The organism is Mycoplana azooxidifex (assembly GCF_014196765.1).
Lineage (GTDB): Bacteria > Pseudomonadota > Alphaproteobacteria > Rhizobiales > Rhizobiaceae > Mycoplana > Mycoplana azooxidifex.
The window spans coordinates 13,204-39,532 of record NZ_JACIEE010000006.1 but is presented as its reverse complement, the minus strand read 5'-3'; the positions used below and the strand labels follow the sequence as shown (position 1 = coordinate 39,532).

The window sequence follows — 26,329 nt, the reverse complement described above, 5'->3', positions numbered from 1 at the left end:
GTCTTGCAGCGTTTTGGAACGCCTTTTGATTGCAGCAGTTCTCAAACAAAAAAAACGGGAGGGCAAGCCCTCCCGTCGTCACAACACTCGATCATGCCGGAAAATCTGCGTTCCGGCGGGCAGGCGTCATTCGCCGTAGACGTCGAAGGGGAAGTACTTGGCGTTGATTTCCTGGTACTTGCCGCTGGCGCGGATGGCCGCGATCGCCTGGGTGAACTTGTCGGCAAGTGCCGTCTCGCCCTTGCGGACGGCAACGCCGGCGCCTTCGCCGTTGATGACCGGATCGATCGGCAGGGTGCCGAGCAGCTTGCAGCAGGCGCCGTCGTCCGTCTTCAGCCACTCCGACAGGACGACGACATCGTCGATCACGCCGTCGATTCGGCCGTTGGCGATGTCGAGCTTGTACTCGTCGGCGGTCGGGTAGAGCTTCAGCTCCGCATCCTTCATATGCGCTTCGGCATAGTTGGAGTGCGTCGTGGACGACTGGGCGCCGAGCGACTTGCCGGCCAGCGCCTCGGGCGTGGCGGCGGTGATGTCGGAATCCTTCGGCACGACGATCGCCGGCGGGGTGTTGTAGTACTTGGCGGAGAAGTCGACCTTCTGCTTGCGCTCCTCGGTGATCGACATGGAAGCGATGAGGGCGTCGAACTTCTTGGCTTCAAGGGCAGGGATGATGCCGTCCCAGTCCTGCGTGACGAAGGTGCATTCTGCCTTCATTTCCTCGCAGAGCGCCTTGGCGATGTCGATGTCGAAACCGGTGAGCGTGCCATCGGCCTCGAGATTGTTGAAGGGCGGGTAGGCGCCTTCGGTGCCGATGATGATCTTTTCACCATCGGCCATCGCCGCGCCGGCCATCAGCGTGAAGACGGCAGCGGTTGCAGCCATGGTGAGACGTTTGGAGATGCGCATTGAGATCCTCTCTGTTTGTTCAGGCCGGCCGGGTTTTTGTGGTTCTGCCGGCGCTCGGCGGACACGGTAGGTCCGCTTGCGGCGATAATCGCCAGCTTTTGCGGAAAAAATCAACGGCCAATCCGCCGCAGAGCGACCGGGGACGGGCCGCGGGCTGTGGATTGCGGGAACCATCGACGTGGACGGGCGTTGACCTGTCCCGAAGGTGAACGAAGGTTCAACACGACGTTCACGACGAGTTCAGGCGGAGGCCGATATCGTTGAATATCAAGACGCTAACCGTTCCGGTTGAAACACAAATTCGCCCGGAATGATTGGTTGACCCTCGCCACCGAGGAAACGCAACAACAAGGAAAAGACCATGGGTACTCGAACCAAACTGCTTGCCACGGTAACGCTGCCGATCGCATCGATGATCTGGCAACCGGCCGACGCTGCGGCCTATCGGGCGATGCACCCGGTCGAAGTCGCGCAGGACGTGATCCTTGCCCAATCGAACGGCGACCCGTCCGAAGAGGAACTGCGCAAGCAGCGTCGCAAGCAGCGCGAGGAAGGCCGTCAGCAGGAGCAACGCGGCGACCAGCAGGAGCGCAGCAAGAAGCGTGAGCAGGCCGAGGAGCCGAAGCGCAGCGACGAGAAGCGTCAGTCCGACAGCCAGCGCCAGCAGCGTGAAGAGCGCAGCAAGAAGCGCGAGCAGCAGGCCGAGGAGCCGAAACGCAGCGACGAGAAGCGCCAGTCCGACAGCCAGCGCCAGCAGCGCGAAGAGCGCAGCAAGAAGCGTGAGCAGCAGGCCGAGGAACAGAAGCGCAGCGACGAGAAGCGTCAGTCCGACAGCCAGCGCCAGCAGCGCGAGGTGCGCAACAAGAAGCGCGAGCAGCAGGCGGAGGAGCAGAAGAAGAACGACGACAAGCGCCAATCCGACAGCCAGCGCCAGGAGCGCGACAAGAAGCGCGAACAGCAGGCCGAGGAACAGAAGCAGGGCGACGACAAGCGCAAGTCCGACAGCCAGAAGGCCAGGGACCAGAAGCGTGAGCAGGAACAGCGCGCCGGCGACAAGGACCAGCGCCCCTCGGACAGCAAACAGACCGACCGGAAGGACTCCGATCGCAAGGACTCCGATCGCAACCAGGCCGGGCGTGACCAGCCCGATGGCAAGCAGACGGACGGCAAGCAGACCGACAGGGAGCGCGCCCGCGAGGAGCGTCGCCAGAAGGCCGGAGCCGACCGCGAGCGCCGTGCGGGCGAGGAGAACCGTGAGCGTCCCCGCCGCGAGCGCGATGCCGAGCGCGAGCGGATCGCCCGCGATCCGTCGAAGACGACCGAGACGATCGACCTGCCGGTGGTCGGCGGCGCAGCCGTGCTCGACAGCGACAAGGACGCCGACAACCGCCGGGATCGTTCGCGCGAGGAAACCCGCAAGAAGCGCGAGGAGGAGCGTCGCAAGGCTAACGTGCGCGTGCCCCGCTCCGATGCGGACGCCCAGGTGGACCGCGACGGCAACCGCCGCCGCTACGACCGCCACGAATCGATCGATCGCGAGCGCGGCGAGCGCCGCGACCGGCGGCCGGACTATCGCGACCCGGACAATGTGCGGATCGGCCGGCGCGAGGACAACCGCGTGATCTACAACATCGACAACCGCACCTTCGTGCGGCACTACGACAGCGACCGCCTGTCGCGCCGGGGCGGCGACACCTACTACGAGACCCTGCGCGACGGTCGTGTCCGCGAAACGATCGAGCGCCCCGGCGGCGTCCGGGTGGTGACGATCCGCAACGACTATGGCACCGTCATCCAGCGTTCGCGTTTCGTCGGCGACCGGGAATACGTGCTCTACTACGTGCCGGAGGTCGATTACGTGGACGACCGGCCGTTCTACGATCCGGGCCTCGACCTGCCGCCGATGCGCCTGAGCGTGCCTGTCGATGAGTACATCATCGACACCTCGTCCGACTACGATCGCGACTATCGGGAGTTCCTCGAGCTTCCACCGGTCGAGCCGGTCGAGCGCGTTTATACGCTGGACGAGGTGAAGTACTCGGCCCGCATCCGCGACAAGGTGCGCCGCATCGACCTCGACACGATCACGTTCGCCACCGGCAGCGCCGAGATCTCGATGGAGCAGGCATCGACGCTGCGGCAGGTCGCCGACGCGATCAACGAACTGCTGGACAAGGATCCGAGCGAGACCTTCCTGATCGAGGGCCACACTGACGCGGTCGGATCGGACGATTCGAACCTGATCCTGTCGGACGAACGGGCCGAATCTGTCGCCAACCTCCTGACGGACGTCTACGACATCCCGCCGGAGAACCTGTCGACCCAGGGCTACGGCGAACGCTACCTCAAGGTCTCGACCGACGGCGCCGAGCAGCTCAACCGCCGCGTCACCATCCGCCGCGTCACCCCGCTGGTGAAGCCGGTCGCCTCGGCCGAGTGAAGCGGGACGTCAAGAAGATTTACCAAGGCCGCCGGAGCGATCCGGCGGCCTTGGTGCGTCTGCTGTCGTTCATATCTCGGCATGTGTGAAGGCTAACCATTCTTCCAACATTCGCCTGATGGCGTGCTCTGCTTCGCCGTGGCGGGTAAACGCCCACCACGTATGAGCACCCTGCCATAGCGCCGCCATCTGCCATCCAAGCCGTTCCGCCTCATGCTGATCGCTGGAAAGGCGACGGCCCAAAGCGCAGGCAAGAGTACGACCCCAGTTTGCGCCTCGAGCACGAAGATTGGGGTTGCGGATATCCTCCCTCAACAGCAGCAACCCATCGGCCGCATTGTGCTCCGCAGCTTCGGGCGGCATCAGGCGCATGAGGAGGTCTATGGCACCTTGTGGCGTCACCGCCTCCTCGATATCCGCCGCCTCCGTTTCGGCTTGCAGCCGGTCCCACGCCCGCAGCAGCACGGCCTCGACGAGCCCCTGCCGGTTGCCATAGCGCTGGACCAGGGTCGCCGGCGACAGGCCGCAGGCCCTGGCGCACAGCGCGAATGTGAGACCGTCCGGTCCGGTTTCCAGAATCAGGTCGAACAGGTCATCGAGCACCTGCTCGTCGGAAATCATCTTGTGTCTTGGCATGGATTATTTATAAACGTACATTCATTTATATTGCAAGGAGGCGGTCATGGCGAGAATTCTGGGTTATATCGCAGCGAGCCTGGACGGGCTCATCGTTTCCGGCGAGGGCTCGCTCGACTGGCTGTACAAATATGACGACATGGAGCTTGGCGAACATGACTACCGCCGTTTCATTAAACGCATCCGCACCGTGGTGATGGGGCGCGGCACCTATGACTTCATTGCCAGCGATCCATCACCCTGGGCCTACGCAGATCAACGGGTGATCGTCGTCACCTCGCGGCCGCTCGACAATCCGAAGGGGCTGCTGGAAATCTGCAACGATGTCGATGCGCTGATCGCAAGACTGCGCGCCCTCGACGATGGCGACGTCTGGATGGTGGGAGGAGGGCAGTTGCAGATGGCGTTCATGGAACGCGGTGCGCTGGACGAGATCGAGATCTACGTCATACCTGAAATACTCGGCGCCGGGCAGCCGCTCTTTCCCCTCACCGGTTTTCGCGCAAGTCCGACGCTGATCAGCGCGGCAGTGATCGACAAGGGCTGCGTGCGACTCCATTACCGGATGTAACGCCCTGCGGATGCCGGGTAGGGGAATTCTTGCGCGACCATCCCCGAACGCAGGACAGCTAGTGGCCCAGGACGGGGTCAGCTCTGTTTCGGGGGCAATCCCACCGTCTGCAGCACGAAGTCCGCAATCGCATCGGTGTCGTCGAGATCGAACACCGGCAGTGCGGTGTCGGTGACGGGGTGGTCGGCGGCGATCGCCACGATGTGGGGATCCTCCGGCGCGAGCGGCGTGCGGTTGGCGGATTCCTGGCGCCGTGCCTCGATCTTCGGGATCGGCTCGCGTTTGTAGCCCTCGATCAGCACGAGGTCGCACGGCGCGATCCGCGCCAGGATCTCCTCGAAGCTCGGCTCCGGCGCGCCGCGCAACTCGTGCATGATGGCAAAACGCGTTCCCGAGACGATCGTCACCTCCTGCGCCCCGGCCTGGCGATGGCGGTAGCTGTCGGCGCCGACCTTGTCGATGTCGAAATCGTGGTGTGCGTGCTTGATGGTGGAGACCCGAAAGCCGCGGGAAACCAGCGTTTCGACGAGCCGCACGGCCAGGCCCGTCTTGCCGGAGTTCTTCCAGCCGGCGATGCCGAAGATGCGGGGAGGGGATGTCGTCATCGGTCGAGTGCCCTGAGCCAGATTTCCGCCCTTTCGAGATCGCCGGGCGTATTGACGTTGAAGAACGGGTCGAGCGGCCCTTCGGCCGTCTCGCAATCGGGGAAGTGGGCAGCCTTGGCATCGTGCCGTTCGAGCCAACTGCGCAGACGGAGCGTGCCGGCGCTGCGCATCCAGCCGGCAAGATCGTCGGCGAGCGCGACTGGCCAGAGCGCGAAGACGGGGTGGGCGCCGCCGGAGGACGTGGCGAACGCGATCCCGTCTGGTCCGTCCACGGCAGCGCGCAGCCGGGCGACGAGGTCTGCCGGGAAGAAGGGGCTGTCCGTCGGCACCGTCACGACATGGGAGACGGCCGGATGGCTGAGCTGCGCATCCCGGAGTGCAGCGAGCACGCCGCCGATCGGCCCGGATCGGACGCCCTCCGGGTCGCCGAGGAGCGGCAGCCCGAAGGCGTGGAGCACCGGCGAGGACGTGTCGTTGGTGCTGATCGCAAGCGAGGAGACCTGGGGAGCGAAGCGACGCAGGGCGTGCTCCAGCAACGGCACGCCGCCGAGGCGGACATGGGCCTTGTCGGCACCCATGCGGCTGGACAGGCCGCCGGCGAGGACGACGCCGGGGACGGAGGATCCGGGGTAGGGGGGTGTGGTCTGTGCGTTCGGCTTATCTGTCACGGCGGCGCGGGCCTGGCTAACTGTTTCAATCTCTATCCTGTTACGTCCGATTCTAGACCTGTCTTCCAACGGTGCAACGCCCCCTCCACGATCGTCCGGGCCGGCGGACCAGCGCTCAAGGTCCCTCGATCGCCGACGTCTGCGCGATCGGCTCCGCGCGCCTGCGGTTTTCCCTGTTGAAGGCATAGAGGCCGGAAGCGACGATCACGGCCACGCCGACGCACATCCAGAAATCCGGAATATCGCCGAAGAAGACGATGCCGATGCCGATCGCCCAGATGAGGCTCGTATAGCGGAACGGCGCCACGAAGGAGATTTCGCCTGCCCGCATCGCAAAGACGATGCACTGGTATCCGATCAGGAGCGCGACGCTCGAAACGGCGAGCCGAACGAAGATGTACCACTCGATCGGCTGCCAGCCGCCCATCGGCACGATCATCAGCGCGCCGAAGGCGGTTATGGAGAGCGCGGTGACCACGGTGATCAGCGCCGCGGGGATATCGGGATCGATGCGGCGGGTGAGGATGTCGCGCGTGGCGGCGAAGACGACGGCCGCGATCGCGAGGGCCGCGCCGATCGAAAATCCGTCCGGACCGGGCCGGATCACGATCAGCACGCCGACGAAGCCGCAGATGATCGCGAGCCACCGCCGCCATCCGACGGTCTCGCCGAGAAACAGCACCGCGCCGAGCGTCACGGCCAGCGGCAGCGAAAGCAGGATCGCGGCGGTGTTGGCGAGCGGCAGCAGGCCGAGCGCCATGATGTAGGTGAGGGCGGCGCCCACTTCCGCAGCCGCCCGCACCAGCACCTTGCGGTCCGGCAGCACGCGCCGCCAGAACAGCGCCCGGGCGGGCCAGGCGAGCGCGATGATCATGGCCCCCGGACGAACATGATCTGCCCCGGGTTCATCGCCCCGGTGACCGACTTCACGAGCGCGTCGTTGACGTTGAAGCTGGCCATGGCCAACGCCATGAAGAGTGCGCCCTTGTGGTTTGCGGAGAGGTTCATGCTGCGATTCCCGAGACGTCTGCCTGTGATAGCCGCGATGGCGGCGGGGCGCCAGTGCGACGCCCGGTCGCCTCGAAGGGGGAACGGCGGGCGGCCGGCGGACCGTGGCTTGCGAAAAGCCACCATGCCGATTTCGCGTTTCGTTAATCATCCACACCTATCGTAACGTCACCCACAGGACCCATCGCATGACGCGACGGGTGGCGGGAGCGCGAAGCGAATAGGCCGCGCCCCTGCTTGTCTTGCCGTCGGGCGCCAAGCGCGCCGAAAGCCACAGAGGCGGACGCAAGCAATCGGCCACCGGTCGGGTATGAGGTGGACAAGAACAATACCCTGGGGAACCCATGTCCTTCATCGATCGCTTGCTGCAGCGCCGACGTATCGTCACCAAGGTGCTGCTTTTCGTCGTCCCGCTCGTCGTCCTGATCGCCGGCATAGGGCTGGTCGGGTTCTTCACCGCCAGGACCCTCAACGGTCACATGACGGTGACGCGCGAGACGATCAGCAGCCTGTCGGATTTCCAGTATCTCCGGACAGCTCTGCAGGATTTCGTCGACGCGCCGACCGAGGAGGCGCGCACAGCGCTTGTCGAGCGCATCGATGCGCAGGATCGCGGCATCCACGCCCTGGACGCGCTATTGCCGGACGCTGCCGAGAAGGAAGAAATCGCAACGGTCGTAGCCCTGCCGCCGCAGATGCGCGCGCAGGCCGAGACGCTGTGGTCGGTGCGCGAGGAACAGGACCGGATCACGGGTGAGCTCGAGGCGGCGCTCGCCGGCCTGACGGCCGAGGGGCAGTTCGCCGAGAAGCAGATCGGCGTCATCCGCGGCGAATCCGACGAGAAGGAAAAATTTGCCCGCACACTCCTGTTCGACGCGGCCGCCTACCAAGGGCTCGCCGAGCGGATCGGCAAGTTCCGCAAGCCGGTGGCGCTGGCGATGAAGCCGGAGGACAAGGTCAAGGCCGCCACGACCTACCTGCCGCCGTTCCTCAAGCAGCTCGGCGAATCCGAGAAGATCGCCTCGGCCAAGGCGCTCGGCCAGTTCGTCCTCGTCAAGAACGAGATCGCGCAGATCGAGAAGGTCCTTGCCGCCAGCGACGACGCGGAGGCCAAGAAGCAGGCCTTCACGCCGATCCTGTCGAAGCTTTCCAAGTACGACGCCGATTTTCTCAAGGCCGCCCAGCAGAATTCGGACATGGCCGCCAAGCGGTTTGTCAGCATGGACACGGAGATTGGCACCCTGAAGACGCTGATCGCGCTGATGGGCGATACGTTCCTGCAGATCGACCGCACGCGGCTGCATATCAGCGAGCTGCACCGCAAGCCCGACCAGAAAAGCCGCGAGTTCGTGCTCGCCGACCTGACTGCAGTCGCAAAGAGCGCCGACGAACTTTCCAGACTCGGCGGCCGGAACGCCGCGCTGCGCGACCTGGCTTCGAAGCTGAAGCCGCACCTTGCCGCAATCGAGCAGGGCTCCCAGGCGTTGATCAACGTCGATCAGCGTTGGCGCGAGGCCAGGGCAGGGGCCCGCACGCTGGTGGCCGATGCCAGCCAGACGCTCGAGGCCTTCGTCAGCAGCGCCCAGGAAGCCGGCAAGCGCGACAGCCAACGCTCAGCCGACATCTCGATCATCGCCATGGTCGCAGGCACCCTGCTCGCCATCGTCGGCGGGCTCATGCTGGTCGAGACGCTGCGGGGCCCGCTGAAGCGCGTCACCGAGGTGATGTCGCGGCTTGCAAGCGGCGATCTGGACGTGTCGATCGAGGGCCGCAACCGTGGCGACGAGATCGGCGACATGGTGCGCTCCGTCGCCGTGTTCCGCGATTCGGCGCTCGAAAACGTCAGGCTGGAGCAGGAGGCCGAGGCGCAGCGGGTGCTGACGGCCGAGGAGCAGGCTCGGCGTGCGGCCGCGCAGGCCAGGGTGGAAGCCGAACAGATGGAGGCGCTCAACGCGCTTTCCGGCGTCCTGGGCAAGCTTGCGGAAGGCGATCTCGAGGAGAGCATGACCGAGGCGCTGGCGGCCGAGTATGTCGCCATGGCCCGCACCTACAACAACGCCGTGGAGGCGCTGCGGGCGACGCTGTCGGACGTCCGCGCCACGACGCAGGAAATCAACGGCGGCACGAGCAACCTCGCCGCATCGGCCGACGACCTCGCCCGGCGAACCGAGCAGCAGGCGGCGGCGCTGGAGGAAAGCTCGCGCGCGCTGCGCCAGCTCACCGACATCGTCCGCTCGACCGCCGAGAGCGCCCAGCGCACGACCGCCTCGGTCGACGAGACGCACAGCTATGCGATCAAGTCCGGCCAGGTGGTCGCCCAGGCCGTGGAGGCGATGGCACAGATCAACCGCTCCTCGGAGAAGATCGGCACGATCATCGGCGTGATCGACGAGATCGCCTTCCAGACCAACCTTCTGGCGCTCAACGCGGGTGTGGAGGCTGCGCGGGCGGGTGAGGCGGGCCGGGGCTTTGCCGTCGTCGCCCAGGAAGTGCGCGAACTGGCCCAGCGTTGCGCAGGCGCGGCCCGCGAGATCAAGGGGCTGATCTCAGACAGCTCCGCCCAGGTCCGTAGCGGCGTCTCCCTCGTGCAGGAAACCGGCAACGCGCTGACGGTGATCAACGAGCACATCTCCTCCATCCACGACCTCGTCGGCAACATCGAGAAGGCCGCCGCCGCCCAGTACGAGGGCCTCAGCGAGGTCAACCAGGCGGTGCACCAGGTCGAACTGATCACCCAGCAGAATGCCGCGATGGTGGAGGAGAACAACGCCGAGATCCACGGCCTGCGCAGCCGCGTGGAATTGCTCAACCGCAAGATCGACCGGTTCAAGACGGGCGAGTTCGAAACGCCCGCCGGCAGCTACTACGCCGCGTGAACGGGCGCGCCGGTGCGGTTGTCGGGAGACGGCCGCCTTCGCCAGCTTGCCATTTGGTGGACGCATCACGGCGATCTCCCTCTTCTCCCCAGCGGGGAGAAGTGCCGAGCGAAGCGATGAGGGTGAGCGGCGAGCGCCGCGTTTGCCGCACCACCCCCTCATCCAGCCCTTCGGGCCACCTTCTCCCCGCTGGGGAGAAGAGGGAGCCAGGGGCTGCCGCTCAGCGATGCTTCATCCCGATTGGGACCTGATAGCGGGAGATTGCTGGATGCGTTACACGACGGGTCGGCGATCTCCCTCTTCTCCCCTCGGGGAGAAGTGCCGAACGCAGTGAGGCGATGAGGGGGCGCATCCGCACGACCTTGCCGCGCCGCCCCCCTCATCCGACCCTTCGGGCCACCTTTTCCCCGATGGGGAGAAGAGGGAGCCAGGGGCTGCCGCTCAGCGATGCTCATCCCGATTGGGGCCTGATAGCGGGAGATTACTGGATGCGTTACACGACGGGACGGCGATCTCCCTCTTCTCCCCTCGGGGAGAAGTGCCGAACGCAGTGAGGCGATGAGGGGGCGCATCCGCACGACCTTGCCGCGCCGCCCCCCTCATCCGACCCTTCGGGCCACCTTCTCCCCGCTGGGGAGAAGAGGGAGGTGCCGGCGGCCGTGCCGTTCAGCCGCCGGTGACGCTCATGTGGCGGGCGACAGCTGGGCGGTTGTTGCGGCTGATGATGAAGTCGTGGCCCTTGGGTTTGCGGCCGATTGCCTCGTCGATCGCCTGCGACAAGAGCGCGTCGTCCTCGGAGGCGCGCAGCGGCAGCCGCAGGTCGGCCGCGTCGTTCTGGCCGAGGCACATGTAGAGCGTGCCCGTGCAGGTCAGCCGGACACGGTTGCAGCTTTCGCAGAAATTGTGCGTCATCGGCGTGATGAAACCCAGCCGCCCGCCGGTCTCGGCGACCGTGACGTAGCGGGCCGGACCGCCGGTGTGGTAGTCGATATCCGCCAGGGTGAACTCTTCGGCGAGGCGTTCGCGCATCTCCGAAAGCGGCAGGTAGTGCTCGGTGCGGTCCTCGTCGATCTCGCCCATCGGCATCGTCTCGATCAGCGTCAGATCCATGCCGCGTCCGTGCGCCCAGCGCAGCATGTCGGGGATCTCGCGGTCGTTGAAGTCCTTCAGCGCCACCGCGTTGAGCTTGACCTTGATGCCGGCGGCCTGCGCCGCATCGATGCCTTCCATCACCTTGGAAAGATCGCCCCAGCGGGTGATGGTGCGGAACTTGTCGGCATTCAGCGTATCGAGCGAGACGTTGATGCGGCGTACCCCGCAGTCGGCCAGCTCCGCAGCGTGCTTGGCAAGCTGGGAACCGTTCGTCGTCAGAGTCAGTTCGTCGAGCCTGCCGGCTTCGACGTGGCGGCCGAGTTGCCGCACCAGGAACATGATGTTCTTGCGCACCAGCGGTTCGCCGCCGGTCAGGCGCAGCTTGCGCACGCCCTTCTGGATGAAGGCGGAACAGAGCCGCTCGAGCTCTTCCAGCGTCAGAAGGTCCTTCTTCGGCAGGAACGTCATGTTCTCCGCCATGCAGTAGGTACAGCGGAAGTCGCAGCGGTCGGTGACAGAGACGCGGAGATAGGTGACGGCGCGCCCGAACGGATCGATCATCGGTGCATCCGAGGTGCCGAGCGCCGTTACCCTGTCGGTCGTTCCTACGTAGCTGTTCACGTCTATCCTCTTGAATTGCCGGGAATGTGGTCCCCATGCTGCCTGCCGTCAAGGGGTTGACGGGCAGATCAAGCGAAGTTGACGCTTGCCTCAGTTGAACACCGGGCCTAGTGCTGCGGAGATTGAGCGGGAGAGACGACGATGAGCGAATACTGGCCGACTGAACTGCGGGTATCGCCGGATCGCCAGCGATTGACGGTGGCGTTCGACGACGGGCAGCGCTTCGAGCTTTCGGCGGAGATGCTGCGGGTGCTGTCGCCTTCGGCGGAGGTCCAGGGACACGGGCCGGGACAGCGGGTGACCGTTCCCGGAAAGCGCAACGTCGCCATCATCGCGATGACGCCGACCGGGAACTATGCCGTGCGCATCGGTTTCGACGATTTCCACGACACGGGGATCTACACCTGGACCTTCCTGCGCGAACTGGGCGAGAAGGGTGACGAGCTCTTTGCCGCCTATGAGCGCGAGCTGGCTGACAAGGGCATGACTCGCGATCGGTCCGAGAAGCCGAGATAGGCAGCCGTCACGCAAACGTCACGCGCGTGTGCCAACGACACCCGAACTCCACCCTGCGAGAGACCTGCCCAACCCTGCGAGGACCTGCCATGACCGTCGTGACCTCCGTCGAGCAACTGAACACCCTCTATGGCGAGCCGGGCGAGGCATCGCTCGTCAAGGTGACCGATTTTCTCCTGCCGGAATATAGGACGATGATCGAAGCCTCGCCGTTCATGATGCTCGCAACGGTCGGCCCCGAAGGACTGGACTGCTCGCCGCGCGGCGATGCCGGCACCGTCGTCCACATCGAGGACGAGCGGACGCTGATGCTGCCCGACTGGCGCGGCAACAACCGGATCGATTCGCTTTCGAACATCGTGCGCGACCCGCGCGTGGCGCTTCTGTTTCTCGTGCCCGGCTCGAACACCACCATGCGCCTGAACGGTCGCGCCGTCGTCCGGATCGACGAGGAACTCACGTCGCGGTTCGAGATGGACGGCCGCCATCCGCGCGCCGTCGTGGTGATTTCGATCGAGGAGGTCTATTCGCAGTGCGCCCGCGCGGTCATGCGCGCCGACCTGTGGAACCCGACCAGATATCACGATCCGAAGAGCCTGCCGACCGTCGGCCAGATGCTGGCTTCGGCCAAGAAGGGCTTCGACGGCAACACCTACGATCGCGAGTGGCCGGACCGCGCGGCAAAGACGATGTGGTAAGCAAATCCCGTCCCGGTCGGGTGGCGTTCCTGGAAGGCGTGCCTCCGGGGATACACGTTACAAGCTCCACCGGAGGCACGCACCCAGGCCCCCACCTGATTGGTGAAGCGCTTCTTCCAAAGGTCGCCGCAACGCGCTTGGGAGGATCCGCGCGGCGCCCTGAACTGCTTGGGGCCTGAACGACGGGAGGAGTATCTGCGCAATCGCGCGTTGGTGCTGTTACCGGGGGAACAGCCGGCCAGAAAAGAGAACGGCGCCGAAAGGGCGCCGCCAGAGTTCCCGAAGGGTCCGTGACCCTTTCTGACGCCGCCATGCAGGACCTCGGCATGGCGCGCCCGGATGGCCGGCTACTTGCGATAGATGAGCCAGCTCTTGGAGAAGTCCTTCTTCATGCCGTCCTCGAAGGGCATGGTGCGGTTGCGCCCGCCGTTCTTGGCACAGTAGAGCGCGATGTCCGCCTTGCTGTAGAGTTCGGCCGGGCCGTCGGCCTCGCTCGCCATGCACAGCCCGAGCGAAATCGTGATCGGCCCGTAGTTCACGCCGGTCTTGGAGTTCTTGAACGGGGTGTGCTCCAGCGTGGTGCGGATGCGCTCAGCGATCGTCATCACCTCTTCCTGGTTGTTGCCTTCGACGATCATCGCGAACTCCTCGCCGCCGGTGCGGGCGATGAAGACATCCTTGCGCACGCTGGCGCGGATGATGCTGCCGACGGAGGCCAGGATCTTGTCCCCGACCGGATGGCCATAGGTGTCGTTGATCTTCTTGAAGTGATCGATATCGGCCAGCACGAGCGCGGTGACGTTGTGCAGCATCGCGTTGTCGTAGATCGCGGCGAGCCTGTCGTCGAAGGCGCGGCGGTTGGAGAGTTGCGTCAGCGAATCGGTATTGGCGATGCGTTTGTACTCATCGAGCTCCCGGCGGACGACGTCCATCTCCCGCGACCGCTGCGTCACGGTCTCCACCATCTCCTTGCCCTGGCTGATCGTGTCGCCGGTCGCCGTCGATAGCACGTTGATGGCGCCCCGGATGATCTCGGCGCTCGTGTTGTTCTTGTTGGCGATGCGGCTGTAGGTCTCGTCGAGCAGCTGGTTGTAGCTCTCGAGCGACGTCTGTTCCTGCCGCAGCAGCTGCAGGAGGCCTTCCAACTGGCTGCTGAGCTTGCTGTGGGCGCCGTCGATCGCCTCGGCCCGGTGGTGGTGGCCGAAGAACTGCCGCCCGATCTGGTCGAGCTCCTCCTGCGTGGCCCTGTTGCCAAGCGCTGCGACCTCGCGTGTCAGCTTCGGGCTCGAGCCGATATAGGCCTCGTAGAACAGCTCGTAGTTGCGGGGTATGGGGGCGACGCCCATGATGCGCATGGCATAGGCCACCTGCGCGGCGATATCCGGCGCCTGCACTTTCTGCGCGATGGGAGTGTTCAACGCTGGCTCCTGTCGGGGTTCGCTTTCAATCAGTCAAATTAGGGGGAAAAGATTTGGAATCGATTAACGATCTTGTGTTCGCCGCAGGAATTCCGGCAACGAAAAAGGCCCCGCGGGCGAACCGGCGAGGCCTTGGGAAATGCTGGTATTTCAGGCGTTTCAGCCTGGCATGATCATCTTTTCGGGACGGACGACCTCGTCGAATTCCTCGTTCGTGACGTAGCCGCCGCCGACGGCTTCCTCACGTAACGTCGTGCCGTTCTTGTGGGCGGTCTTGGCGATCTTGGCGGCGTTGTCGTAGCCGATTTTCGGCGCCAGCGCGGTCACCAGCATCAGCGAGCGCTCCAGCGCCGCCTTGATGTTGTCCTCGCGGGCCTCGATGCCGACCACGCAGTTGTCGGTAAACGAGACCGCGGCGTCTGCGAGCAACTGCACCGACTGCAGGAAGTTGTAGGCCATCAGCGGATTGTAGACGTTCAGTTCGAAATGGCCCTGGCTGCCGGCAAAGGTCAGCGAGGTGTTGTTGCCGAAGACCTGGATGCAGACCTGCGTCAGCGCCTCGCACTGGGTCGGGTTGACCTTGCCGGGCATGATCGACGAGCCCGGCTCGTTTTCCGGCAGCGACAGTTCGCCGAGGCCCGAGCGCGGGCCGGAGCCGAGCAGGCGGATGTCGTTGGCGATCTTGAAGAGGGCGACGGCGGCCGAATTGATGGCGCCATGGGAGAAGACCATCGAATCGTGGGCGGCCAGCGCCTCGAACTTGTTCGGCGCGGTCTGGAAGTCGAGGCCGGTGATCTTCGATATCTCCTCGGCCACCTTCTCGGCAAAGCCGATCGGCGCGTTCAGGCCGGTGCCGACGGCGGTGCCGCCCTGCGCCAGTTCCATCAGGCCCGGAAGCGTCGCCTCGATCCGCTTGATCGAGGAGGCGACCTGGGCGGCGTAACCGGAGAATTCCTGGCCGAGGGTGAGGGGGGTGGCGTCCTGCGTATGGGTGCGGCCGATCTTGATGATATGGTCGAACGCCTTGACCTTGGCTTCGAGCGCGGTAAGCAGGTGTTTCAGCGACGGCAGCAGGTGATGGACGATGCGCTCGCCGCAGGCGACGTGCATGGCCGTCGGGTAGGTGTCGTTCGACGACTGGCTCATGTTGACGTGATCGTTCGGATGCACGGGCTTCTTCGAGCCCATCTCGCCGCCGAGCATTTCGATCGCGCGGTTGGAGATCACCTCGTTGGCGTTCATGTTTGACTGCGTGCCGGAACCCGTCTGCCAGACCACGAGCGGGAAGTGGTCGTCGAGCTTGCCGTCGATCACCTCCTGGGCGGCGACGACGATCGCCTCGCCGAGCTTCGGATCGAGCCGGCCGAGCGCCACGTTGGCGCGCGCGGCCGCCTGCTTGACGATGCCGAGCGCACGGACCACCGAAAGCGGCTGCTTCTCCCAGCCGATCTTGAAATTGCCGAGCGAGCGTTGTGCCTGCGCACCCCAGTAGCGGCTGCTGTCGACCTCGATGGGGCCGAAGGTATCGGTTTCGGTACGCGTAGATGTCATTTCTCTTCCCGCCGTCACTCCATGCGCTCTCGGTCGGCGACTGCCGCCGCATGGAAGCGGCCGTCTCCGGGCGGCGCGCGGAAGGTGGCGCCGTGCTCGAAATCCGGCGCATTCTCTGGCCCATAAGGTCCGTCCTTGTAAAGGGCGTGGGTGCCGCAATTTCCGGCTCCGTCCGCTAAAATCGATTAGCGCGGCACGCGCGTGCGCGCTCCCGATCCGCAGCCGCCGCTGTTGCGATTGCGGCACAGCTGTCCGCATTTTCGTGGCGGCGCAGGCGCCATGGTGGGGCAAAATTGTGGCAATGGGCCCGGACGGCTCGGGATTCCCGTTGTCTTTCATGTCGTTGAACGTATCGACGCGCTCGGGTCTGCCTGTCGAAATGGTACGGTTGCGGTGTCGCGGCTACGACGCGTTTCCTTTTCATTCACCATCGGATTCTATAGTTTCCGGACTCGCATGGTCGGGTGCAATCCAGTTCGCCGCCACTACCGGCGGTACAGGGGAATGAAGCAGTTATGACGTTGAAGAAGTCCGCGGCGCTCACGGCGCTCTTGATCACCTGCGCCGTTACGGTCGCCGACGTGGCTCCGGCCTATGCGGCGCAGCCGAACCTGCTGGAATTTCTGTTCGGCAAGCGCAGGCGCCAGGAGCCGGCTCCGCCGCCGGGCGTGGACACGCCCGTCCGCGCTCCCGCGGCCGCAAGGGCTGCCGCCAAGCCCGCGCCGCTGCCGCGCGTGAGCGCGCCGAGCTACTATACCTACAAGGCCGAGCCCTTGAAGACGATCGCGATGGACAAGTTCGCCGATCCGGTCGTCACGGGCTCCATTGACGTTGCCGCGCTGAACGGACCGCAGCCCACCCCGGAAGGCGAGATCAGGCGGGAATTCGCCACGGTCAAGGCCCGGGCCCCGGCCGAAAGCGCCAAGGCGGTCGAGGAATATTACAGCCACAATACCAGCCTCATCTGGGTGTCGGGCGGGCAGATCAGCGAACGCGCGCGCGCCGCACTCGCGGTGCTCGCGGATGCTGCCTCGACCGGCCTCGATCCGCAGGACTACGCCGTCGACGTGCCCTCGGCCGTCTTCGACAGCGCCGACATGGTGTCCCGCTACCAGGAACTCGCCGCCTTCGAGGTCAACATGTCCTCGGCGGTGGCGACCTACGTGCTCGACACCGTGCGCGGGCGCATCAACCCGAACCGGATCTCCGGCTACCATGATTTCGCCCGCAAGAACGTCAACCTGGTCGCGACGCTGAAGAACCTGTCGATGAGCCCCGACGTCGCGGCCTATCTGAAGACCCGCGAACCCTCCGGCAGCCATTTCCAGGCGCTGAAGGCCGAACTGAAGGCGCTCAAGGCAGAAAGCGGCACGTCCGAGCCGGTGGTGATCGCGCCCGGGACGCTGCTGAAGCCCGGCCAGAGCAATCCCGAGCTCGCAAACATCGTCAAGGGCGTCGTCAGGCACGCCTCCGAGGTGCTGAAGGCCGAGCAGGCGGCGACGATCGCAGCCTACAGGGATACGCCGGACTATTCCCCGGAACTCGTGTCCCTCGTCGAGGCCTTCCAGAAGGAGCGCGGACTGAAGGCGGACGGGATCGTCGGGCAGGCGACGATCCGGCACCTGGTCGGTGGCGACAGCGTTGCCGACAAGATCTTCAAGGTCCAGGTCGCCATGGAACAGGCGCGCTGGCTCCCGGCGGAACTCGGCGCGCGCTACGTCTTCATCAACCAGCCGGCCTTCATGGCCTATTACCACGACCAGGACGCGGAGAAGTTCTCCATGCGCGTGGTCGTCGGTTCGAAGTCGAACCAGACCTATTTCTTCGAAGACGAGATCCAGACCGTCGAGTACAACCCGTACTGGGGCGTGCCGCAGTCGATCATCATCAACGAGATGCTGCCGAAGCTGCGCTCCGACCCGTCCTATCTCGACCGGATGGGCTATCAGGTCGAGCTCAACGGTCGTGCGGTCTCCTCGTCTCAGATCAACTGGAGTTCGACCAAGGGTGTGGCTGTCCGCCAGCCGCCCGGCGACGACAATGCGCTCGGCGAGCTGAAGATCCTGTTCCCGAATGCGCATGCGATCTACATGCACGACACGCCGTCCAAGAGCTATTTCAAGAAGGACATGCGTGCGCTGAGCCATGGCTGCGTCCGCCTGGCCGACCCGCGGTTGATGGCGGCGGCGGTCCTCGGCACGAGCGTGGACCAGGTCGGAGCGGAAATCGCCAAGGGCCGCAACAAGGCCGTCAGCGTTCCCGAGCGCATCCCCGTCTATGTGTCCTATTTCACCGCATGGCCGGACAAGGACGGCAAGATCGAGTTCTTCGACGATGTCTACGGCCGCGACGACTACATGCGCAAGGCGATGGAAACGACGCGGGAAGCCCGTCAGGCACAGAGCTGAGCACGCCTCGCTTTTCGCGGGCAAGAAGATGACCGGCTGACGGCCCGCTCCAGTTTCGTGGAGCGGGCCGTTTGGTTTGAAAGTCAGGCTGCGGCGGCTCGGGCGATCAGGCTCTCGACGAGCTCGGGATGGAGCTCGTCAAAGCTGTCGATGACGTGGCTGGGCTCCAGGCTGGCGATGGAAACGTCCGAATAGCCGAAGGGAACGCCGATCGAAGGTACGCCCGCATTGCGCGCGACCAGCACGTCGTTGAGGCTGTCGCCGACCATCACCGTGCGCGCGGCATTGCCGCCGGCTAGGCGAACCGTCTCGAGCAGGTGGGCGGCATCGGGCTTGCGCACGGCAAAGGTGTCGCCGCCAGTGACGGCGGCGAAGCGCTGCGTCAGGCCGAGCCCGTCGAGCAGCCGCCGGGCCAGCCCCTCCATCTTGTTGGTACAGACGGCCAGGTGGAAGCCCGCCTGCTGCAGCCGGTCCAGCGCCGCGACGAGGCCGGGGTAGGGGGCGGATGCGCCCGGCATGCCCTGCCCGTAGTGGTCGACGAAGACCTGCACCATGGCCGGAAGGTCGTCGTCGGACAGATGTCCGCCACGAAGCTCGAAGGCGCGCCGGATCATCACCTGTCCGCCGTGCCCGACGAGATAGGTGAGGTCGGAATAGCTGACCGGCTCGAGGCCGGCGGTGCCGATCGTGTGGTTGAGGCTGCTGACGAGATCCGGGGCGGTATCGACGAGGGTTCCGTCCAGATCGAAGACGACGAGGGGAGCTGTCACGGCGTGTCCTTCGGTTGAGGTGCTTGCAAAGGAGGTAAGGGATGGCGCCTGCGAATGCAATTGCCAAGGCGTGCACAGCTTCCGGGACGCTGTTGCGGCAGGACGCTTCCAAGGGCGAATATGGCTTTCGTTCCCGCGTGATGGCGTGTAAGTGTCGATCCGGATATCTGCCGGGCCACGGCAGGGATTTCTAGAGGAGCTGGAGGCGGATGGACGCCCGCGAAATGAAGATCAGGGCCGCCGCCGCGGCGCTCTCCTATGTCGAGGACGGGATGCGCCTCGGCATAGGCACGGGTTCGACCGCCGACGAGTTCGTGCGGTTGCTGGCCGAACGGGTGGCGAACGGCATGTCGGTCGTCGGCGTTCCGACCTCGGAGCGGACGGCCCGGCTCTGTGTCGAACTCGACGTTCCGCTGATGTCGCTGGACGAGCTGCCCGAACTCGATCTCACCATCGACGGCGCCGACGAGGTGGATGGCCAACTGCGCCTGATCAAGGGCGGCGGCGGCGCGCTGCTGCGCGAGAAGATCGTCGCAAGCGCGTCCAGCCGCATGATCGTCATCGCCGACGAAACCAAGGTGGTCGAGACGCTGGGTGCCTTCAAGCTCCCGATCGAGGTCAACCCCTTCGGCATGGTCGCCACGCGAATCGCAATCGAAAAGCTGGCCGCGAAGCTCGGCCTCTCCGGCGCCATCGAACCGCGCCGGTCGGGGGACGGGATCTTCACGACCGACGGCGGGCACTATATTCTGGACGCATCATTTGGCCGTATTCCTGATGCAGAGGCGCTGGCAAGTGCCTTGAACGCGATTCCGGGCGTCGTGGAACACGGTCTGTTCATCAACATGGCGTCGATTGCCATCATTGCCGGGCCGGCAGGTGCGCGGACGCTGAAAGCGGACAACTAGACAGGAGCAATGACCAAAATGACCATTCTTGCCGGCTTTGGCCGCACCCTTGCCGCAACGCTCGTCGCTTCCGTCGCCTTCGCGGGTTCCGTGATGGCACAGGACGCAACGCCGGAACAGGTCACAGCCGCCCGCGCGGCGATGACAGCGCTGAACGCGACCGGACAGTTCGACGCCATCCTGCCGCAGATCGCGGAGCGCCTGAAGGGCACGCTCATCCAGTCTTCGCCGAACTTCGGCGACCTGATCAACAAGACCGTCGACGACGAGGCACTGGCGCTCGCGCCGCGTCGCGCCGATCTCGAGCGCGAGGTCGCAAACATCTATGCCAAGACCTTCACCGTCGATGAACTGAACGCGATCGCTGCCTTCTACAGCTCGGACGCCGGCAAGAAGCTTCTGCAGTCCGGTCCGCTTGCCGCACGCGAAGTGATGAAGGCCGCCGACATCTGGGCCGCCGGCATCTCGCGCGACCTTGCCGTCAACAGCGACAAGAAGCTCGAAGCCGAGATCGGCGCGCAGAAGAAGGCCGAAGGGCAGCAGCAACCCCAGTAAGGGGACAGCCCTTCCGTATCGGTTTTGCAAGGCCCGGAGCGACCCGGGCTTTTCTTTTGGGCATGCCACCACCTATATCTCTGCTGGCGAACGCAAGCGTCACCTGCGCCGCGCCGTCCCGTCCAACTGCAATGCGGAGTGCCCGATGCCTGCTTTCGACTATGACCTCTTCGTGATCGGTGGCGGCTCGGGCGGCGTGCGAAGCGGGCGGCTCGCCGCAGCCATGGGCAAGAAGGTGGCGATCGCCGAGGAGTTCCGCTTCGGCGGAACCTGCGTCATCCGCGGCTGCGTGCCGAAGAAGCTCTACGTCTACGCCTCGCAGTTCGGCGAGCAGTTCGAGGACGCAGCCGGTTACGGCTGGACCGTCGGCGAGACACGCTTCGACTGGCGGGCGCTGGTGGCGGCCAAGGAGCAGGAAATTACCCGGCTGGAAGGCCTCTACCGCAAGGGGCTGGACACGTCCGGCGCCGAGATCCTCGACACGCGGGCAGTCCTGGTCGGCCCGAACACGCTCAGGCTTTCGTCGACCGACGGGCTGGTGACGGCGGAGCGCATCCTGATCGCCACCGGCGGCCATCCGTCACCGCACAAGGACCTGCCGGGTCACGAGCTCTGCATCACCTCCAACGAAGCCTTCGACCTGCCGGAACTGCCGAAATCCATCCTGATCGCCGGCGGCGGCTACATCGCCGTCGAATTCGCCAATATCTTCCACGGGCTCGGCGTCGAGACGACCCTGATCTATCGCGGCAAGGAGATCCTGTCGCGCTTCGACCACGACATGCGCCAGGGCCTTCACAAGGCGATGGTCGGCAAGGGTATCCGCATCCTCTGCGAGGATATCGTCCAGGAGATCGTCGAGGGCCCCGACGGCAGGCGGCAGGTGCGGACGCTGAAGGGCGATGAGCTCGTCGTCGACCAGGTCATGCTGGCGCTCGGGCGGGTGCCCAACACGACGGACCTCGGGCTGGAGATCGCCGGTGTCGAGACCGACCAGAGGGGGGCGATCGTCGTCGACGAATACTCGCGGACGAACGTTTCCGGCATCTTCGCCATCGGCGACGTCACCGACCGCGTGCAGCTGACGCCGGTGGCGATCCACGAGGCGATGTGCTTCATCGAGACCGAGTTCCGCGGTCGTCCGACCTCGCCGGATCACGATCTCATCCCCACGGCGGTGTTCTCGCAGCCGGAGATCGGCACGGTCGGCATGAGCGAGGAAGCCGCAGCGAAGGCCTTTGCCGAGCTGGAAGTCTATCGCGCCGAGTTCCGGCCGATGAAGGCCACACTTTCGGGCCGCCAGGAGCGCACGATCATGAAGATCGTGGTCAACGCGGCGGACCGGAAGGTGCTGGGCGTGCACGTGCTCGGCCACGATGCCGGCGAGATGGCGCAATTGCTCGGCATCGCGCTGAAGGCGGGCTGCACGAAGGATGATTTCGACCGCACGATGGCGGTACATCCGACCGCGGCCGAGGAACTGGTGACCATGTACCAGCCGAGCTACCGGATCCGCAACGGCGAGCGGATATGAACCGGCCAGCCCCCGCCATGCCCCCGCTAGGCAAGCGGGGCTTTCCGGTTTATAAGCCCGCATCCTAATGAAGGCGGGTGTGCGGACGCGCTGTCGCGCACGCCCCGAAACAGGTGAACGAGATGGCACAGAATTGGACCCCGAGCAGCTGGCGGCAGATGCCTATCCAGCAGGTGCCGGACTACCCGGACGCTGCGGCGCTCGCCGCAACCGAGGAGCAGCTCGCTTCGTATCCGCCGCTCGTCTTCGCCGGCGAGGCCCGGCGCCTGAAGAGTGCGCTTGCGAACGTGGCCGAAGGCAAGGGCTTCCTGCTGCAGGGCGGCGATTGTGCCGAGAGCTTCGCCGAGCACGGCGCCGACACGATCCGCGACTTCTTCCGCGCTTTCCTGCAGATGGCGGTGGTGCTGACCTTCGGCGCGCAGCAGCCGGTGGTCAAGGTCGGCCGCATCGCCGGCCAGTTCGCCAAGCCGCGCTCGTCCAATTTCGAAAAGCAGGGCGAGATATCGTTGCCGTCCTACCGCGGCGACATCGTCAACGGCATCGAGTTCACCGATGAGGCCCGGATTCCGAATCCGGAGCGCCAGATCATGGCTTACCGGCAGTCGGCAGCGACCCTGAACCTGCTGCGCGCCTTCGCCATGGGCGGCTACGCCAACCTCGACAACGTGCACCAGTGGATGCTCGGCTTCGTCAAGGACAGCCCGCAGGCCGAGCGCTATCGCAAGCTGGCGCACCGGATCTCCGAGACGATGGACTTCATGAAGGCGATCGGCATTACCGCCGAGAACCACCCGAGCCTGCGCGAGACCGATTTCTTCACCAGCCACGAGGCGCTGCTGCTCGGCTACGAGCAGGCGCTGACCCGCGTCGATTCGACCTCCGGCGACTGGTATGCGACCTCCGGGCACATGATCTGGATCGGCGACCGTACGCGCCAGGCGGACCACGCCCACGTCGAGTACTGCCGCGGCATCAAGAACCCGATCGGGCTGAAGTGCGGTCCGTCGCTGACGGCTGACGGCCTTATCGAGCTCATCGACGCCCTGAACCCGGCGAACGAGGCCGGCCGGCTCACCCTGATCTGCCGCTTCGGCCACGACAAGGTGGCCGAAAACCTGCCGCGCCTCATCCGTGCGGTCGAGCGCGAGGGCAAGAAAGTCGTCTGGTCTTGCGATCCGATGCACGGCAACACGATCACGCTCAACAACTACAAGACCCGCCCGTTCGAGCGGATCCTGTCGGAAGTCGAGAGCTTCTTCCAGATCCATCGTTCCGAGGGCACGCATCCGGGCGGCATCCATATCGAGATGACCGGCAAGGACGTGACCGAATGCACCGGCGGCGCTCGTGCGCTGTCGGGCGACGACCTGGCGGATCGCTACCATACGCACTGCGATCCGCGCCTCAACGCCGACCAGGCGCTGGAGCTCGCCTTCCTCCTGGCCGAGCGCCTGAAGAGCGGACGCGACGAAAAGCGGATGGTCGTGAACGGCTGATCGCCTTTCGTTCACGGTTTGGCGCCGTCCATCAACGACGTTGAAATGACTGATGAATTTTCTGCATTTGACAGGGCCGGGCCAGCTGCCGAAGCTGGCCCGGTTTTTTGTTGTGCCGCTCAGGCACACAGAACCAAAAAAGAAAGCAATAAGGGGAGCCCATGGCCGAGAACCACACCGGACAATGCCTTTGCGGCAGCGTCCGCTTCCGCACGACCGCGCCGCTGCGCGAGGTGATCGCTTGCCACTGCAGCCAGTGCCGCCGCCAGACCGGCCATTTCTATGCCGCCACCAACGTGCGGGACGAGAGCCTCGAGATCGAGGGCGCCGACAACGTCACCTGGTTCCGGGCAAGCGACATGGCCGGGCGCGGCTTCTGCCGGACCTGCGGCTCGGCGCTGTTCTGGAAGGGCGACGGCTCCGACTACACCTCCATCATGGCCGGTGCCTTCGACCGGCCCACGGGGCTGAAGATCGGCTTCCACATCTTCTGCGCCGACAAGGGCGACTACTACGAAATCGAGGACGGTGTCCGCCAGTTCCCGCAGGGCTACTGAGCCGAGCCCTCCGGGGAGCCGGGCTGCCTACTTGCGTTGCGATCCGCTTCTGGCCGCCGGTGCCTCGACCGGCGGCTCCACCATTTCCGGCTGTTTGATCTCGCCCATGCGGTTCCAGGCGTCGAGCCCGGCGATCTTGTAGGCTTCGGCGAGCGTCGGATAGTTGAAGGTGTTCTCGACGAAATATTCGACCGTGCCCTTCAGGTTCAGCACCGCCTGGCCGATGTGGACGAGTTCGGTCGCGCCTTCGCCGACGATGTGGACGCCCAGCAGGCGTCGGGTCTTGAGCGAGAAAATGAGCTTCAGCAGGCCAGAATCGAGCCCCATGATGTGGCCGCGCGAGGTTTCGCGGAAACGGGCGATGCCGCATTCGTAGGGGATGCCGCGTTGCTTGACCTCTTCCTCGGTCAACCCGCAGGTGGAGATTTCCGGCACTGCATAGATGCCGTAGGGGAAATACTTCTGCGGCTCTTTGGCGATCGCGCCGACCGCGACGCGTGCGGCGACGCGGCCCTGTTCCATCGAGGTGGAGGCGAGGCTCGGGAAACCGACGACGTCGCCGGCGGCGAAGATGTGCGGCACCGCCGTCTGGAACGTCTCGAGATTGACCTTCAGGCGCCCGCGGTCGTCGGCCTCCAGCCCGGCCGCAGCCAGGTTCAGCGTATCGGTGGCGCCCATGCGGCCGGCGGCGTAGAGCACCATGTCGGTGACGACCGTACGGCGGTTATCGAGCGTGATCGCGCATTTGCCCGTTTCGAGCTTCTCGATCTTGTCGGCCTTGGTGCCGAGCAGCAGCTTCATGTTGCGGTCGCGCAGCTGATAGGTGAAGTCCTCGACGATCTCGCGATCGATGAAATCGAGGATCGTCGACTTGGGATCGATCACGGTGACCTGCGCGTCCAGCGCGCTGAAGATCGTCGCATACTCGATGCCGATGACGCCGGCGCCGATGACGGCGAGCGAGCGCGGCAGTTCCTCGATCTCCAGCAGTTCGTCGCTGTCGAGGATGGTCTTGCCGTCGAAGGGGATGCTGGCAGGGCGGTAGGGCTTGGTGCCGACCGCGAGCATGATGCTCTTGCCCGAGACGTGGACGATCTCGCCGTCGTCCTTGACGATCTGCAGCGTTCCCGGCGTGAGGAAGCTCGCCTTACCGCGAATAAGCTGGACCCGGTTGCGGGCAAACTGGTGCTCCAGCACCTCGACCTCGTGGTCGAGCGTGATGAGCAGGCGGCGGCGCAGGTCCTCCGCGCTGATCTCCTGCTTGACGCGGTAGGCGCGGCCATAGAAGCCGCGCTCGCGCCAGCCGGTCAGGTTGAGCGCCGTCTCGCGAAGCGTCTTGGACGGGATCGTGCCCGTGTGCACGGATACGCCGCCGACCCGTTTTCCCTGCTCGATGACGAGTACCTTGTGGCCGAGCTTGGCGGCCTGGATCGCCCCCCTGCGACCGGCGGGGCCACTGCCGACGACGACGAGATCAAATTCTTGCATGGAGCGCTTCCGGAATTTGGACAGAATCTTTTGCATTGCGGCATTTTCTGCCGTCGTACCTATAACCTCTATGTGATCGCTTAACAAAGCCCTCGCGCAATTGCTGCGGCGCAAGAAAAATTTCACTGCGTTTATCACGCGAGATCCGGAGTCAGATCAGCCGCAAGCCTTTGAGGCTCGCATGGCCTTCGCGGCCGATGATGATGTGGTCGTGGACGACGATGCCGAGCGGACGGGCGGTCTCGACGATGGTCTTGGTCATCTCGATGTCCGCGCGCGAGGGGGTCGGGTCGCCGGAGGGGTGGTTGTGCACGAGAATGATGGCCGTCGCCGAAAGCTCCAGCGCCCGCTTGACCACCTCCCGCGGATAGACGGGGGTGTGGTCGACGGTGCCGCGTCCCTGCACCTCGTCGGCGATGAGCACGTTGCGCTTGTCCAGGAACAGGATCCGAAACTGCTCGCGGCTCTCATGCGCCATCGCGGCATGGCAGTAGTTGATGACGGATGACCAGGAGCCGAGCACCTGCTTGTTGCGCAGCTCGCTCTTCAGCATGCGCTGGGACACGGTCGCGATCAGCTTCAGGTCGAGCGCTACGGCCTCGCCGATGCCCTTGACCTCCTGAAGCAGCGCCGGCGGCGCGCCGAGGACCCCGGAGAGCGTGCCGAACCGGTCGAGCAGGGCCTTGGCGATCGGCTTGGTGTCGCGCCGGGGAATGAGACGGAACAGCAGGAGTTCCAGCATCTCGTAGTCCGCCAGCGCCGCTTCCCCGTGCTCGCGGAACCGGCTGCGCAGCCGCTCGCGGTGGCCGTGATAATGGGCGGCTTCGACGTCGGCAGGCGCCGCTGCCCGGGTTCCGCGGATCGATCCGTGGCGGGCGGAGCGTTCGGCGAAATGCCCGCGCTCGTCGTCGCCGAAAAGGAGGCTGCCGTACCCCGCCGCCGATTGCGCTTCCTCGGAAGCGGACGTGTCGTCACTCGGTGCGGGGTCTTTGCCCATTGGATTC

General features: G+C 65.1%; 22 protein-coding genes and 2 pseudogenes. 13 read left to right on the top strand and 11 right to left on the bottom strand.

Annotation, left to right across the window (positions count from 1 at the left end):
- Positions 1-126 precede the first annotated feature (126 nt).
- Entirely contained in the window at positions 127-909 is a 783-nt protein-coding gene (locus GGQ64_RS14615) for an ABC transporter substrate-binding protein (protein ID WP_183805547.1), read from the bottom strand.
- Between the two features lie 361 nt (positions 910-1,270).
- Between GGQ64_RS14615 and GGQ64_RS14610 the strand changes: the two genes are divergently transcribed.
- Entirely contained in the window at positions 1,271-3,349 is a 2,079-nt protein-coding gene (locus tag GGQ64_RS14610) for an OmpA family protein (RefSeq protein ID WP_183805545.1), read from the top strand.
- Positions 3,350-3,418: 69 nt separating this feature from the next.
- On the opposite strand, the gene GGQ64_RS14605 is transcribed toward GGQ64_RS14610, so the two are convergent.
- Positions 3,419-3,985, bottom strand: a complete 567-nt coding sequence (locus GGQ64_RS14605; protein ID WP_183805543.1) for a TetR/AcrR family transcriptional regulator — start codon at positions 3,983-3,985, stop codon at positions 3,419-3,421.
- Between the two features lie 46 nt (positions 3,986-4,031).
- Here GGQ64_RS14605 and GGQ64_RS14600 point away from each other — a divergent pair, with 46 nt between their 5' ends.
- Positions 4,032-4,556: a dihydrofolate reductase family protein gene (locus GGQ64_RS14600; RefSeq protein WP_183805541.1), complete on the top strand. Its 525-nt coding sequence runs from the start codon at positions 4,032-4,034 to the stop codon at positions 4,554-4,556.
- Positions 4,557-4,633: 77 nt separating this feature from the next.
- Here the strand turns inward: GGQ64_RS14600 and mobB are convergent, their stop codons facing one another.
- The 3 genes and pseudogenes from mobB to GGQ64_RS14585 form a co-directional block, all read right to left on the bottom strand.
- Entirely contained in the window at positions 4,634-5,161 is a 528-nt protein-coding gene (gene mobB / locus GGQ64_RS14595; RefSeq protein WP_183805539.1) for a molybdopterin-guanine dinucleotide biosynthesis protein B, read from the bottom strand.
- On the bottom strand, positions 5,158-5,829 hold the full coding sequence (gene mobA / locus GGQ64_RS14590; protein WP_343059481.1) for a molybdenum cofactor guanylyltransferase MobA: 672 nt from the start codon (positions 5,827-5,829) through the stop codon (positions 5,158-5,160). The genes mobB and mobA overlap by 4 nt, the downstream gene beginning before the upstream one ends.
- A 115-nt stretch (positions 5,830-5,944) precedes the next feature.
- A pseudogene (locus GGQ64_RS14585) lies at positions 5,945-6,837 on the bottom strand (DMT family transporter).
- 344 nt (positions 6,838-7,181) lie between these two features.
- Here GGQ64_RS14585 and GGQ64_RS14580 point away from each other — a divergent pair.
- Positions 7,182-9,713, top strand: a complete 2,532-nt coding sequence (locus GGQ64_RS14580; RefSeq protein ID WP_183805535.1) for a methyl-accepting chemotaxis protein — start codon at positions 7,182-7,184, stop codon at positions 9,711-9,713.
- Between the two features lie 581 nt (positions 9,714-10,294).
- A pseudogene (locus tag GGQ64_RS28305) lies at positions 10,295-10,390 on the top strand (endonuclease domain-containing protein); the annotation flags it as partial.
- On the opposite strand, the gene moaA reads toward GGQ64_RS28305, so the two are convergent.
- On the bottom strand, positions 10,380-11,366 hold the full coding sequence (gene moaA / locus GGQ64_RS14575) for a GTP 3',8-cyclase MoaA (protein ID WP_210300276.1): 987 nt from the start codon (positions 11,364-11,366) through the stop codon (positions 10,380-10,382). The pseudogene GGQ64_RS28305 and the gene moaA overlap by 11 nt on opposite strands.
- Before the next feature lie 201 nt (positions 11,367-11,567).
- Between moaA and GGQ64_RS14570 the strand changes: the two genes are divergently transcribed.
- Positions 11,568-11,942 (top strand): gamma-butyrobetaine hydroxylase family protein, encoded by a 375-nt coding sequence (locus GGQ64_RS14570; RefSeq protein ID WP_183805533.1) that lies wholly within the window; start codon positions 11,568-11,570, stop codon positions 11,940-11,942.
- Between the two features lie 89 nt (positions 11,943-12,031).
- Positions 12,032-12,640: a pyridoxamine 5'-phosphate oxidase family protein gene (locus GGQ64_RS14565; RefSeq protein ID WP_183805531.1), complete on the top strand. Its 609-nt coding sequence runs from the start codon at positions 12,032-12,034 to the stop codon at positions 12,638-12,640.
- A 347-nt stretch (positions 12,641-12,987) separates the two neighbouring features.
- Here the strand turns inward: GGQ64_RS14565 and GGQ64_RS14560 are convergent, their stop codons facing one another.
- Complete coding sequence (locus tag GGQ64_RS14560) at positions 12,988-14,058, bottom strand: GGDEF domain-containing protein (RefSeq protein WP_183805529.1); 1,071 nt, start codon at positions 14,056-14,058, stop codon at positions 12,988-12,990.
- Between the two features lie 159 nt (positions 14,059-14,217).
- Positions 14,218-15,609: a class II fumarate hydratase gene (gene fumC, locus GGQ64_RS14555; RefSeq protein WP_183805527.1), complete on the bottom strand. Its 1,392-nt coding sequence runs from the start codon at positions 15,607-15,609 to the stop codon at positions 14,218-14,220.
- Between fumC and GGQ64_RS14550 the strand changes: the two genes are divergently transcribed.
- On the top strand, positions 15,603-15,788 hold the full coding sequence (locus GGQ64_RS14550) for a hypothetical protein (protein WP_183805525.1): 186 nt from the start codon (positions 15,603-15,605) through the stop codon (positions 15,786-15,788). The genes fumC and GGQ64_RS14550 overlap by 7 nt on opposite strands.
- A 336-nt stretch (positions 15,789-16,124) precedes the next feature.
- On the top strand, positions 16,125-18,017 hold the full coding sequence (locus GGQ64_RS14545; protein WP_183805523.1) for a L,D-transpeptidase family protein: 1,893 nt from the start codon (positions 16,125-16,127) through the stop codon (positions 18,015-18,017).
- Positions 18,018-18,100: 83 nt separating this feature from the next.
- On the opposite strand, the gene GGQ64_RS14540 is transcribed toward GGQ64_RS14545, so the two are convergent.
- Positions 18,101-18,787 (bottom strand): HAD-IA family hydrolase, encoded by a 687-nt coding sequence (locus GGQ64_RS14540; protein ID WP_183805521.1) that lies wholly within the window; start codon positions 18,785-18,787, stop codon positions 18,101-18,103.
- Positions 18,788-18,996: 209 nt separating this feature from the next.
- Here GGQ64_RS14540 and rpiA point away from each other — a divergent pair, with 209 nt between their 5' ends.
- The 5 genes from rpiA (at position 18,997) to GGQ64_RS14515 (ending at position 23,837) form a co-directional block, all read left to right on the top strand.
- Positions 18,997-19,695, top strand: coding sequence for a ribose-5-phosphate isomerase RpiA (gene rpiA / locus GGQ64_RS14535; protein ID WP_183805518.1), 699 nt, complete (start codon positions 18,997-18,999; stop codon positions 19,693-19,695).
- Between the two features lie 18 nt (positions 19,696-19,713).
- On the top strand, positions 19,714-20,250 hold the full coding sequence (locus GGQ64_RS14530; protein ID WP_183805516.1) for a DUF2059 domain-containing protein: 537 nt from the start codon (positions 19,714-19,716) through the stop codon (positions 20,248-20,250).
- A gap of 145 nt (positions 20,251-20,395) precedes the next feature.
- On the top strand, positions 20,396-21,784 hold the full coding sequence (gor, locus tag GGQ64_RS14525) for a glutathione-disulfide reductase (RefSeq protein ID WP_183805515.1): 1,389 nt from the start codon (positions 20,396-20,398) through the stop codon (positions 21,782-21,784).
- 122 nt (positions 21,785-21,906) lie between these two features.
- On the top strand, positions 21,907-23,280 hold the full coding sequence (locus GGQ64_RS14520; protein WP_183805514.1) for a class II 3-deoxy-7-phosphoheptulonate synthase: 1,374 nt from the start codon (positions 21,907-21,909) through the stop codon (positions 23,278-23,280).
- Between the two features lie 161 nt (positions 23,281-23,441).
- Positions 23,442-23,837, top strand: coding sequence for a GFA family protein (locus tag GGQ64_RS14515; RefSeq protein WP_183805513.1), 396 nt, complete (start codon positions 23,442-23,444; stop codon positions 23,835-23,837).
- 27 nt (positions 23,838-23,864) lie between these two features.
- On the opposite strand, the gene sthA is transcribed toward GGQ64_RS14515, so the two are convergent.
- Both sthA and radC read right to left on the bottom strand, forming a co-directional pair.
- Complete coding sequence (gene sthA, locus GGQ64_RS14510; RefSeq protein ID WP_183805512.1) at positions 23,865-25,325, bottom strand: Si-specific NAD(P)(+) transhydrogenase; 1,461 nt, start codon at positions 25,323-25,325, stop codon at positions 23,865-23,867.
- 151 nt (positions 25,326-25,476) lie between these two features.
- Complete coding sequence (gene radC, locus GGQ64_RS14505; protein ID WP_183805511.1) at positions 25,477-26,322, bottom strand: RadC family protein; 846 nt, start codon at positions 26,320-26,322, stop codon at positions 25,477-25,479.
- Positions 26,323-26,329: the final 7 nt, after the last annotated feature.

What these genes read in the sequence shown, in the direction of transcription:
- moaA (WP_210300276.1), bottom strand. Translation starts at nt 11,366, where the DNA reads ATGATCGATCCGTTCGGGCGCGCCGTCACCTATCTCCGCGTCTCTGTC.
- GGQ64_RS14515 (WP_183805513.1), top strand. Translation starts at nt 23,442, where the DNA reads ATGGCCGAGAACCACACCGGACAATGCCTTTGCGGCAGCGTCCGCTTC.
- gor (WP_183805515.1), top strand. Translation starts at nt 20,396, where the DNA reads ATGCCTGCTTTCGACTATGACCTCTTCGTGATCGGTGGCGGCTCGGGC.
- GGQ64_RS14600 (WP_183805541.1), top strand. Translation starts at nt 4,032, where the DNA reads ATGGCGAGAATTCTGGGTTATATCGCAGCGAGCCTGGACGGGCTCATC.
- GGQ64_RS14605 (WP_183805543.1), bottom strand. Translation starts at nt 3,985, where the DNA reads ATGCCAAGACACAAGATGATTTCCGACGAGCAGGTGCTCGATGACCTG.
- GGQ64_RS14520 (WP_183805514.1), top strand. Translation starts at nt 21,907, where the DNA reads ATGGCACAGAATTGGACCCCGAGCAGCTGGCGGCAGATGCCTATCCAG.
- GGQ64_RS14610 (WP_183805545.1), top strand. Translation starts at nt 1,271, where the DNA reads ATGGGTACTCGAACCAAACTGCTTGCCACGGTAACGCTGCCGATCGCA.
- radC (WP_183805511.1), bottom strand. Translation starts at nt 26,322, where the DNA reads ATGGGCAAAGACCCCGCACCGAGTGACGACACGTCCGCTTCCGAGGAA.
- sthA (WP_183805512.1), bottom strand. Translation starts at nt 25,325, where the DNA reads ATGCAAGAATTTGATCTCGTCGTCGTCGGCAGTGGCCCCGCCGGTCGC.
- GGQ64_RS14550 (WP_183805525.1), top strand. Translation starts at nt 15,603, where the DNA reads ATGTCATTTCTCTTCCCGCCGTCACTCCATGCGCTCTCGGTCGGCGAC.
- GGQ64_RS14570 (WP_183805533.1), top strand. Translation starts at nt 11,568, where the DNA reads ATGAGCGAATACTGGCCGACTGAACTGCGGGTATCGCCGGATCGCCAG.
- mobB (WP_183805539.1), bottom strand. Translation starts at nt 5,161, where the DNA reads ATGACGACATCCCCTCCCCGCATCTTCGGCATCGCCGGCTGGAAGAAC.
- GGQ64_RS14565 (WP_183805531.1), top strand. Translation starts at nt 12,032, where the DNA reads ATGACCGTCGTGACCTCCGTCGAGCAACTGAACACCCTCTATGGCGAG.
- fumC (WP_183805527.1), bottom strand. Translation starts at nt 15,609, where the DNA reads ATGACATCTACGCGTACCGAAACCGATACCTTCGGCCCCATCGAGGTC.
- GGQ64_RS14615 (WP_183805547.1), bottom strand. Translation starts at nt 909, where the DNA reads ATGCGCATCTCCAAACGTCTCACCATGGCTGCAACCGCTGCCGTCTTC.
- GGQ64_RS14580 (WP_183805535.1), top strand. Translation starts at nt 7,182, where the DNA reads ATGTCCTTCATCGATCGCTTGCTGCAGCGCCGACGTATCGTCACCAAG.
- GGQ64_RS14530 (WP_183805516.1), top strand. Translation starts at nt 19,714, where the DNA reads ATGACCATTCTTGCCGGCTTTGGCCGCACCCTTGCCGCAACGCTCGTC.
- rpiA (WP_183805518.1), top strand. Translation starts at nt 18,997, where the DNA reads ATGGACGCCCGCGAAATGAAGATCAGGGCCGCCGCCGCGGCGCTCTCC.
- GGQ64_RS14545 (WP_183805523.1), top strand. Translation starts at nt 16,125, where the DNA reads ATGACGTTGAAGAAGTCCGCGGCGCTCACGGCGCTCTTGATCACCTGC.